General features: G+C 44.7%; 5 protein-coding genes, 20 tRNA genes and 1 rRNA gene. 2 read left to right on the top strand and 24 right to left on the bottom strand.

What is annotated here, in order from left to right; genetic code table 11:
- Positions 1-19: 19 nt before the first annotated feature.
- Genes menH through CSV72_RS07650 form a run of 3 tightly spaced genes read right to left on the bottom strand, consistent with a single transcriptional unit; the run spans position 20 to position 3,924 of the window.
- A complete protein-coding gene (gene menH, locus CSV72_RS07640) occupies positions 20-844 on the bottom strand; it encodes a 2-succinyl-6-hydroxy-2,4-cyclohexadiene-1-carboxylate synthase (protein WP_233191171.1) in 825 nt (274 codons plus the stop codon).
- Complete coding sequence (gene menD, locus CSV72_RS07645) at positions 834-2,555, bottom strand: 2-succinyl-5-enolpyruvyl-6-hydroxy-3-cyclohexene-1-carboxylic-acid synthase (RefSeq protein WP_099677875.1); 1,722 nt, start codon at positions 2,553-2,555, stop codon at positions 834-836. The genes menH and menD overlap by 11 nt, the downstream gene beginning before the upstream one ends.
- Entirely contained in the window at positions 2,548-3,924 is a 1,377-nt protein-coding gene (locus CSV72_RS07650; RefSeq protein WP_099677876.1) for an isochorismate synthase, read from the bottom strand. Before CSV72_RS07650 ends, menD begins: the two co-directional genes overlap by 8 nt.
- 237 nt (positions 3,925-4,161) lie before the next feature.
- Between CSV72_RS07650 and CSV72_RS07655 the strand changes: the two genes are divergently transcribed.
- Both CSV72_RS07655 and CSV72_RS07660 read left to right on the top strand, forming a co-directional pair.
- Entirely contained in the window at positions 4,162-5,073 is a 912-nt protein-coding gene (locus CSV72_RS07655; protein ID WP_099677877.1) for a 1,4-dihydroxy-2-naphthoate polyprenyltransferase, read from the top strand.
- A gap of 157 nt (positions 5,074-5,230) precedes the next feature.
- Positions 5,231-5,971, top strand: coding sequence for a TraR/DksA C4-type zinc finger protein (locus CSV72_RS07660; protein WP_233191173.1), 741 nt, complete (start codon positions 5,231-5,233; stop codon positions 5,969-5,971).
- Between the two features lie 245 nt (positions 5,972-6,216).
- Here the strand turns inward: CSV72_RS07660 and CSV72_RS07665 are convergent.
- The 21 genes from CSV72_RS07665 to rrf form a co-directional block, all read right to left on the bottom strand.
- Positions 6,217-6,288 (bottom strand) — tRNA-Glu (locus CSV72_RS07665).
- Between the two features lie 7 nt (positions 6,289-6,295).
- A tRNA-Ser gene (locus CSV72_RS07670) sits at positions 6,296-6,386 on the bottom strand.
- A gap of 7 nt (positions 6,387-6,393) precedes the next feature.
- Positions 6,394-6,468, bottom strand: a tRNA-Asn gene (locus tag CSV72_RS07675).
- Between the two features lies 1 nt (position 6,469).
- Positions 6,470-6,546, bottom strand: a tRNA-Ile gene (locus CSV72_RS07680).
- Positions 6,547-6,550: 4 nt separating this feature from the next.
- A tRNA-Gly gene (locus CSV72_RS07685) sits at positions 6,551-6,624 on the bottom strand.
- Positions 6,625-6,629: 5 nt separating this feature from the next.
- Positions 6,630-6,705: transfer RNA gene (locus CSV72_RS07690), tRNA-Phe, on the bottom strand.
- Between the two features lie 47 nt (positions 6,706-6,752).
- Positions 6,753-6,828: transfer RNA gene (locus CSV72_RS07695), tRNA-Asp, on the bottom strand.
- Positions 6,829-6,830: 2 nt separating this feature from the next.
- Positions 6,831-6,905, bottom strand: a tRNA-Met gene (locus CSV72_RS07700).
- A gap of 90 nt (positions 6,906-6,995) precedes the next feature.
- Positions 6,996-7,088 (bottom strand) — tRNA-Ser (locus tag CSV72_RS07705).
- Positions 7,089-7,103: 15 nt separating this feature from the next.
- Positions 7,104-7,180, bottom strand: a tRNA-Ile gene (locus CSV72_RS07710).
- 6 nt (positions 7,181-7,186) lie between these two features.
- Positions 7,187-7,260: transfer RNA gene (locus tag CSV72_RS07715), tRNA-Met, on the bottom strand.
- A 25-nt stretch (positions 7,261-7,285) separates the two neighbouring features.
- A tRNA-Ala gene (locus CSV72_RS07720) sits at positions 7,286-7,361 on the bottom strand.
- 6 nt (positions 7,362-7,367) lie between these two features.
- Positions 7,368-7,444: transfer RNA gene (locus CSV72_RS07725), tRNA-Pro, on the bottom strand.
- Between the two features lie 29 nt (positions 7,445-7,473).
- Positions 7,474-7,550, bottom strand: a tRNA-Arg gene (locus CSV72_RS07730).
- Positions 7,551-7,566: 16 nt separating this feature from the next.
- A tRNA-Leu gene (locus tag CSV72_RS07735) sits at positions 7,567-7,655 on the bottom strand.
- Between the two features lie 16 nt (positions 7,656-7,671).
- Positions 7,672-7,743: transfer RNA gene (locus tag CSV72_RS07740), tRNA-Gly, on the bottom strand.
- Positions 7,744-7,752: 9 nt separating this feature from the next.
- Positions 7,753-7,834: transfer RNA gene (locus tag CSV72_RS07745), tRNA-Leu, on the bottom strand.
- A gap of 22 nt (positions 7,835-7,856) precedes the next feature.
- Positions 7,857-7,932: transfer RNA gene (locus tag CSV72_RS07750), tRNA-Lys, on the bottom strand.
- Positions 7,933-7,940: 8 nt separating this feature from the next.
- A tRNA-Thr gene (locus tag CSV72_RS07755) sits at positions 7,941-8,016 on the bottom strand.
- 14 nt (positions 8,017-8,030) lie between these two features.
- Positions 8,031-8,106 (bottom strand) — tRNA-Val (locus CSV72_RS07760).
- A 96-nt stretch (positions 8,107-8,202) separates the two neighbouring features.
- Positions 8,203-8,318: ribosomal RNA gene (gene rrf, locus CSV72_RS07765) — 5S ribosomal RNA — on the bottom strand.
- Between the last annotated feature and the right edge of the window lie 211 nt (positions 8,319-8,529).

Genomic DNA, 8,529 nt, shown 5'->3' on the forward strand with positions numbered 1-8,529 from the left:
ATAAATTCCTCCTCGATTTTTACACTGTTTTCAGATAGCTCTTTATCATTGTAGCAAATTGTTGAGGTTTTTCCACGTGAATTGCATGCCCCGCATCTTTTATCGTTTCATGTTGCGCATTTGGCAGGCTTTTCATCATTTCTTGCGCAATATTTTCAAATTTCTCGTCTTCACTGCCCGTAAGCAATAATACAGGAAGTGAAAGTTGCTCTAGCGCCTGCCAGTATGAAGGCTGACTCCCTGTTCCAATCCCTCGTAAACTGTTTGCTAAACCAATTGGCCGTTGATTGAGGCGTTCATTACGCACTGCTTGCTGCCGTGAGTCAGACAACTTCTTTTGTGAATGAAACAACGGAATCTCCTGCCAAAAGTCGACGAATTCATTCATTCCTTGCTGTTCTATCCTATCCGCAAGCTTAGCATCTGCTGTGCGTCGTACGAGTTGTTGTTCAGACGTACGTAAGCCCGGTGAACTGCTCTCAAGCACAAGACTCGTTACTTTGTCAGGATGCGTTGCCGTATAGCCTAGTGCGATACGCCCGCCCATCGAATAACCAAGCAGAATCGGCTTGGTTATTTTAAGCTTCTGCAAGACTTCATACAAATCTTCAATCTGCTCTTCCATCTTGTAGCGGTTCACCGTTTCGGGCGCTTCCGTCTTGCCATGCCCGATTAAATCGACTGCGACTACATAATAATCTGTCACAAGCTCTTCAATCGTTTGCTGCCAAGTAGCAGTCGAACCTGTAAATCCATGCAACATAACAATTGGCGGCAACCGTTCATCTCCGTACCGTGCAATATGCGTGTCAATACCTCTGATCGTCAACACTTCAGTCGTCAATGCGTTCCACCCTCTTCGCGATTTCCCGCCATACGGAGCGATGAGCTTCCACATTGTCTGCACGCACTGTTGCTACTTCAATAATTCGTAGATTAGCCGTTTTAGCTGTTTGCATCGCCTGTTCAAATGCTGGTGTCGTTTCTACCGCATCATATTGCGCTTCATACATCGCCGCGATATGGTCGAATGTTACATTAGTTGGAGTTCCAAATAATTGCTCATAATGATGTTCAATAGACGCTTGTGGCAAATAGGAGAAAATCCCGCCACCATTGTTATTAATAAGAACAATCGTCAAATCAGTTTGCTGTAAACGGGAAATAATTAATCCGTTAACATCATGTAAAAACGCCAAATCACCAATCAATAAATAGGTTTGGCGTTGACGACCTTCCTGAATACCAAGGGCAGTCGAAACTACCCCGTCAATCCCATTTGCTCCTCTATTGCAGAACAAAGAAATATCGCGATTCGTCTTTTGAAAATGAGTATCCAAGTCCCGAATTGGCATACTGCTGCTGCAGACTACATCAGAGCCATCAGGTAAATTGGCAATAAATTGACGAACGAAGTGACCTTCATCTTGATTGAAATGTTGATCTTCATTCATTACATCTGCGGAAATTTGATTGGCTCTAGTCCATTGTTTCGTATACTCTGTTTGCTCGCTTGGTACATGCACTTGCTGCCAAATACTCGCTGCACTCACTTGCAAATGATGAGTAGTCAGACCAATCGGATCACGATAATTTGGTGAATCATCGACCACGATATACGTTTCTGGACAAGTCTTCTTCAAAAACAACAGTAATGGTTTAGAAATGGGCTGCGGACCAAATCGTATGACACAATCAGGTCGCACATTTTCAGCAAATACTTCACTTTTTAGCAACGCATCATACTGATCAATACAAAGATCGTCACAGTCTGTCGGTACTTGTGAGCGTAGATTGGACAATGGATCACATAGTACAGGCCATTGAAGTGCTCTAGCGAACTGCCAGAAACGTTCTTTATCTAGAGTCGTCGGTTGCTCGCCCATTACGATTATGCCTTTTTTCGCTTGCGCAATGGCCGATTCAAGTACAGTTTTCATTTCTTTCGTTACAGCGAGCTCCCCTACTAACTGTTGCTGGAATCGACTAACAGGCGCTGTGGCTTCCAAGTCAATGAGCAATGGCTCACGAAACGGCACATTTAAATGCACAGGCCCTTGAGGTGCAGTTTTGGCAACGGAAAGAAGTCTAACTGCACGTTGTTCCATGTATCGTAAGATGTCTTCTCTGTTTTCAGGCACAGGGAAGTCGACACTATCTTTGACGTGCTCTCCAAACATGCGAATTTGATCAATCGCCTGTGGAGCACCGACTTCACGTAATTCATGCGGACGATCCGCTGTTATGACGATCAACGGCAGTCTTGCATAAAACGCTTCTGTAATTGCAGGGTGATAGTTCGATGCGGCTGTTCCTGACGTACATAGTAAGACAACCGGTTGTCCAGTCGCCTTTACTAAACCAAGTGCGTAAAAAGCTGCTGAACGCTCATCGGTATGCATATAAGTCTGCATGTCTTCAGAGTTCGTAAACGCATACGCAAGAGGTGTCGATCTAGAGCCAGGACTTATAACCGCCTTGGTTGCTCCTTGCCGTATAAGCGCATCTGTTAAGCGGAGCACATAACTCGTTAATCCTGTTTCGTGATCATTCATGTAAACGGCCTCCGAGCGCGCGCAACACAGGACGGAATTTCACCCATGTTTCCGCATATTCTTCCGTTGGTGTAGAATCGGCTACAATACCACCGCCCGCATACAAATAAGCATCATTGCCCGTTAGCAGTCCTGAACGGATCGCTACCGCAAATTCTCCATTACCCGCAGAATCCGCCCATCCAATCGGCCCTGCATAAAAGCCGCGGTCCATCTGCTCTTCTTCCCGAATAATTTCAAGCGCTTTCTGACGTGGAACTCCACCTAAAGCAGGTGTCGGATGAAGTGCTTCTACTAAACGAAATATATCCATGTCATGCGCAAGCTCTCCTTCAACCGGAGTGAATAAATGCTGGATATCCCGTACTTTCAAGAGCTTTGGTGTTTTATTTACTCGTAATGATGTACAAAATTCCGCAAAGACTTGTGTAATCATATCGACTACATACTGATGTTCTTCACGATTTTTCTTATCTCGTAACAACACTTCCCCAAGCCGCTGATCTTCTTGGGACGTTTTTCCACGTTCAATAGAACCCGCTACACATGCAGAATATGCATGTCCATTATAAATCTCAACCAGTCTCTCCGGTGTTGCACCGAAAAACATTTCATCGCCAATTTGCAGTCCGAAGTGATAACTAGCGGACTGTTCATTCGTAATCGTATGCAACGCAGCAGCCTTTTGGAATTCTTCTTCAAACGTCAATTTTATTTTACGTGCAATGACGACTTTCTCTGCCTCTTGCGCTTTAATATGTGATGTCACGTGCTCTACAGCATCCATATAACGGTCCGTAGCCAATTCTGTCTGTTTGATCACGTTAGGCTTTCCTTGGAAAGTGAATTCGTCAACTTGTGCAATATGGATCAAACGGTCACGTTCGTGACGCAATGCTTCAAAGTCTGCTGCCGCTTGCGGTTCTTCCGTAATATAATTAATCGACACATACGTTTTACCTTTTTCTATTTTCAGTTGGAATAAAGGCACAGTGAAATAAGCGGCTGGAAAAGCACTCCATTCATCATCTTGGCGTGTATGAGGATCAAAAGAAAACCCTCCAAACAACACCGGATCAATATCTTTTTCTTCTTTAATCAACCCTTCACATAACGTTACCCATTGTGAAGATATCGACTGAAAACGATCCCTCTCCGCTGTTAAAACTGTAGCCTGACCTAAACCGACAAGTTTTACCGTCTTGTCTGCATTCTGCCAGAAGAAACGATGCTCACCATAATGTGAAAGGCCTGCTTCAAAAAAAGCAAGCGGACTTAGCGTTTCAACTTCTAATGTTTCCGTAAAAAAACGAGATTCAGCGCTTGTTGCCGGAACCGTCTTTTCTCGATCGGTTAATTTCCGAATCATCCCACTCTCTCCTTCTCATCATGCTATATGTTTTTCGACAATTTACGTTCAGACATCATTTCTCTGAACGATAAGTACCTCTATTCTAGCACATTGGACGCTGTACTTAATATATAATGTCTCGCTGTATAGGTGAGCATTCGACAAATATCTTTTGTCATTGTCTCTTCTTACCTAACCGCTTGTTTTTGTTGTATACTATCAGATGATGACTACATATATAAGGAGAGATTACCCGTGCAACACACAATAGAAACCGATACTGGCTGGAGAGTTTGGTGGCAACTGACACGCCCACATACATTGACTGCCGCTTTTGCACCTGTCTTTTTAGGTACCATGATTGCGCTACAATACGGTCCGCTTCATTTCCCACTATTTTTAGCGATGCTTGTAGCCAGTTTATTTTTGCAGATGGCTACAAATATGTTCAATGAATACTATGATTTCAAACGAGGACTCGATGATGAACACTCAATTGGTATTGGCGGGACAATCGTCCGCAATGGCGTACAGCCTAAGACCGTATTAAATTTAGCACTCATTCTGTATGGCTTATCTGTATTTCTCGGTATTTACATTTGTATGGAAACGTCCTGGTGGCTTGCTGCTGTGGGGTCCGTTGCTATGTTAATTGGCTATTTGTATACGGGCGGACCCTACCCGATCGCTTACACTCCATTCGGCGAGCTGGTTTCTGGATTCATCATGGGGATGCTATTAATTTTGATTGCATTCTACATTCAAACAGGAACTGTCACTGGCAATGCAATCTTGTTATCTGTTCCAAGCATGCTATTAGTCGGAGCAATTATGTTGGCAAATAATATTCGAGATATTGTACAAGATACTAAGGGCGGCAGAAAGACTATGGCGATTCTCGTAGGACGAAAAAATGCTGTAACGATATTGGCTACGTTTTTCATCGTGTCGTATGCATGGATCATTACACTCGTTGTGACAGGCCATGTGTCTGCATGGGCATTACTCGTACTACTGAGCATTCCAAAACCGCTACATGCTACGAAAACATTCCGCACGTATGAACAACCCATTCAAGTCATGCCAGCAATGAAAGATACAGGCGTGACCAATACGTTGTTTGGACTGCTACTTGGTATTGGCATTCTCATTGCTCACTTCATCTGAATAAATTGTATCAACAACGTCCACACTGAAAAAAGTGGACGTTTTTTTGTTGTAAAGGTTTACCCTAGCTTGTAAACAGGGAAAGACTGAAATAAGAAAGCTTTCTCGGACTGCATTGGTCAACTAAGAAAGCCATATAGAAAGGGTCGTGACTATATTGTTAACAACTAACCAAATTCAACAACTCGAAAAAGAATTACGAGCTATGGAAGATCGTTTGACTGAAACAGAAAATGAGACGGAGATTGTTAAAACTGCACAAGATGATGTAGGCGAATTATCGATGTATGATAATCACCCCGCTGATATGGGAACAGAGTTATATGAGCGTGAAAAGGACATGGCACTCAACACACACGCTGAAGGTGAACTGGAGAAAGTCCAGAACGCACTACAAGCTATCAAAGACGGCACGTACGGCACATGTGAGGTTTGTGGTAAGGAAATACAAGTAGAGCGCTTAGAAGCCATACCTTACACTACTGTGTGTATTGAAGATGCGCAAAAAGATGTTCCGACTGATCGACCGGTTGAAGATGATTTATTAAAGATGGCGGACCCCAATTCATTTGCAGCACGAAGGGAAGGAGACGCAATAGATTACGAAGATAGCTTTCAAGAAATCGCCCAGTCCGGCACATCTGAAACTCCTTCAGACTTCTCAGGTAATAAAAATCGGGACTATGATGATCTGTACGATGAAGAAAATGAAGATAGCGTTGAAGAATATGAAGAGTTTGCAGTGTTTGACATTACAGGTGAACCAGCCGGCTTTGTGCACAATGAACAAGCGATCAGATATGAAGATGAATTGGATGAGGAAGGTATTGAATCACCATTGGGTGACATTCCTTATAAAGAACGTGACAGCTATATTGATGCAGAGGAAGATAAGTAATTTTAAAACAGTACGTCATACAAGTACTCCTTGTAGAACGTACTGTTTTTTTACGTGCTTTCGTTCCATAAGTACAGTAGACTTAGCATAAAATTTACTATCTGTTTAAAGAGTGAAAGTGGAAGCTAGCTAGGCACAACTTTAATGCATATCCCCTTCATATTACTCTCAGTTGCTTTCTACATAACTTAATTGGATAATAGAAAAAAGGTACTGCACAGTTGTGCAATACCTTTTTTTATGTATGACCCCTACGGGATTCGAACCCGTGATACCGCCGTGAAAGGGCGGTGTCTTAACCGCTTGACCAAGGGGCCAAAAATATGGCGGAGAAGGAGGGATTCGAACCCTCGCACCGCTTTCGCGATCTACACCCTTAGCAGGGGCGCCTCTTGAGCCACTTGAGTACTTCCCCATAAAAATGGCTCCGCAGGTAAGACTCGAACTTACGACCGATCGGTTAACAGCCGATTGCTCTACCACTGAGCTACTGCGGAATGGTGGGCCTAAGTGGACTCGAACCACCGACCTCACGCTTATCAGGCGTGCGCTCTAACCAGCTGAGCTATAGGCCCCTATTGGAGCGGGTGGGGAGAATCGAACTCCCATCATCAGCTTGGAAGGCTGAGGTTTTACCACTAAACTACACCCGCATTTATGGTGGCTCAGGACGGAATCGAACCGCCGACACAAGGATTTTCAGTCCTTTGCTCTACCGACTGAGCTACTGAGCCACATTTGTTACTACTAGAAAGACGCTTTTCAAAGCGTATGTATAAAATGGCGGTCCCGACGGGAATCGAACCCGCGATCTCCTGCGTGACAGGCAGGCATGTTAACCGCTACACCACGGGACCATTGGTTGCGGGGACAGGATTTGAACCTGTGACCTTTGGGTTATGAGCCCAACGAGCTACCACTGCTCCACCCCGCGATAATACAAATGTTTCTTTTTCTAATACTTAACGCCTTTATTATCTTAACATAACTACTTAGTAAAGTAAAGCTATTGTTAAAGTAAATATGGCGGAGGAAGAGGGATTCGAACCCCCGCGGGCTTTAACACCCCTGTCGGTTTTCAAGACCGATCCCTTCAGCCGGGCTTGGGTATTCCTCCGTGAATTAAATAATCTGGTGGACCTTGCAGGACTCGAACCTGCGACCGGACGGTTATGAGCCGTCTGCTCTAACCAACTGAGCTAAAGGTCCTTAGGATAGCGGCGGAGGGATTTGAACCCCCGACCCTACGGGTATGAACCGTATGCTCTAGCCAACTGAGCTACGCCGCTGCAATTAGTCAGCCGTGTGATTTATTGGTGGAGCCTAACGGGATCGAACCGTTGACCTCCTGCGTGCAAGGCAGGCGCTCTCCCAGCTGAGCTAAGGCCCCAATAAGTGGTCGGGAAGACAGGATTCGAACCTGCGACCCCTTGGTCCCAAACCAAGTGCTCTACCAAGCTGAGCTACTTCCCGACTATGTAAAATGAGTTTTTTAAGAAATATGGCGCGCCTGGCAGGAGTCGAACCCACAACCTTCTGATCCGTAGTCAGACGCTCTATCCAATTGAGCTACAGGCGCATATTATGAAATTAAATGGTGCCGAGAACCGGAATCGAACCGGTACGGTAGTCACCTACCGCAGGATTTTAAGTCCTGTGCGTCTGCCAGTTCCGCCACCCCGGCAAGAGTGGAAATTAAAAGCGGAAGACGGGATTCGAACCCGCGACCCCGACCTTGGCAAGGTCGTATTCTACCACTGAACTACTTCCGCATAAATAAATGCGGGTGAAGGGAGTCGAACCCCCACGCCCGAAGGCACTAGATCCTAAGTCTAGCGTGTCTGCCAGTTCCACCACACCCGCGATATGTTTCGGCAAAAAATAATGGTGAGCCGTACAGGATTCGAACCTGTGACCCTCTGATTAAAAGTCAGATGCTCTACCAACTGAGCTAACGGCTCGTACTAAGTGGTGCCGGCGAAAGGACTTGAACCCTCAACCTACTGATTACAAGTCAGTTGCTCTACCAGTTGAGCTACACCGGCAGGTGTAGATTATATGGTGGAGGATGACGGGCTCGAACCGCCGACCCCCTGCTTGTAAGGCAGGTGCTCTCCCAGCTGAGCTAATCCTCCTGGGTATAATATTAGTTTTAAAAATAGTATGTTCTTGTTCTAAATGATCACTAGATTATGTATGAAATACTCAGTGTGAATCTTAAGAAAAGAATTGCCTGGCGACGTCTTACTCTCACAGGGGGAAACCCCCAACTACCATCAGCGCTGAAGAGCTTAACTTCCGTGTTCGGTATAGGAACGGGTGTGACCTCTTCGCCATCGTCACCAGACTATGTATCCTCGTTCTTGAGGACATTTATTATTATAACACTTGTTGTTATTAATGCAAGCATTATTTTTAATAATTTTTGAGTAAAGCTTGTTCACTCAAAACTGAATAAAAGACATTGGTGTAGTTCAAGTAACTACTTTTTAAAATAGGTTAAGTCCTCGATCGATTAGTATCTGTCAGCTACATACGTCGCCGTACTTACACCCCAG

Source organism: Sporosarcina sp. P20a (genome assembly GCF_002743175.1).
GTDB lineage: Bacteria > Bacillota > Bacilli > Bacillales_A > Planococcaceae > Sporosarcina.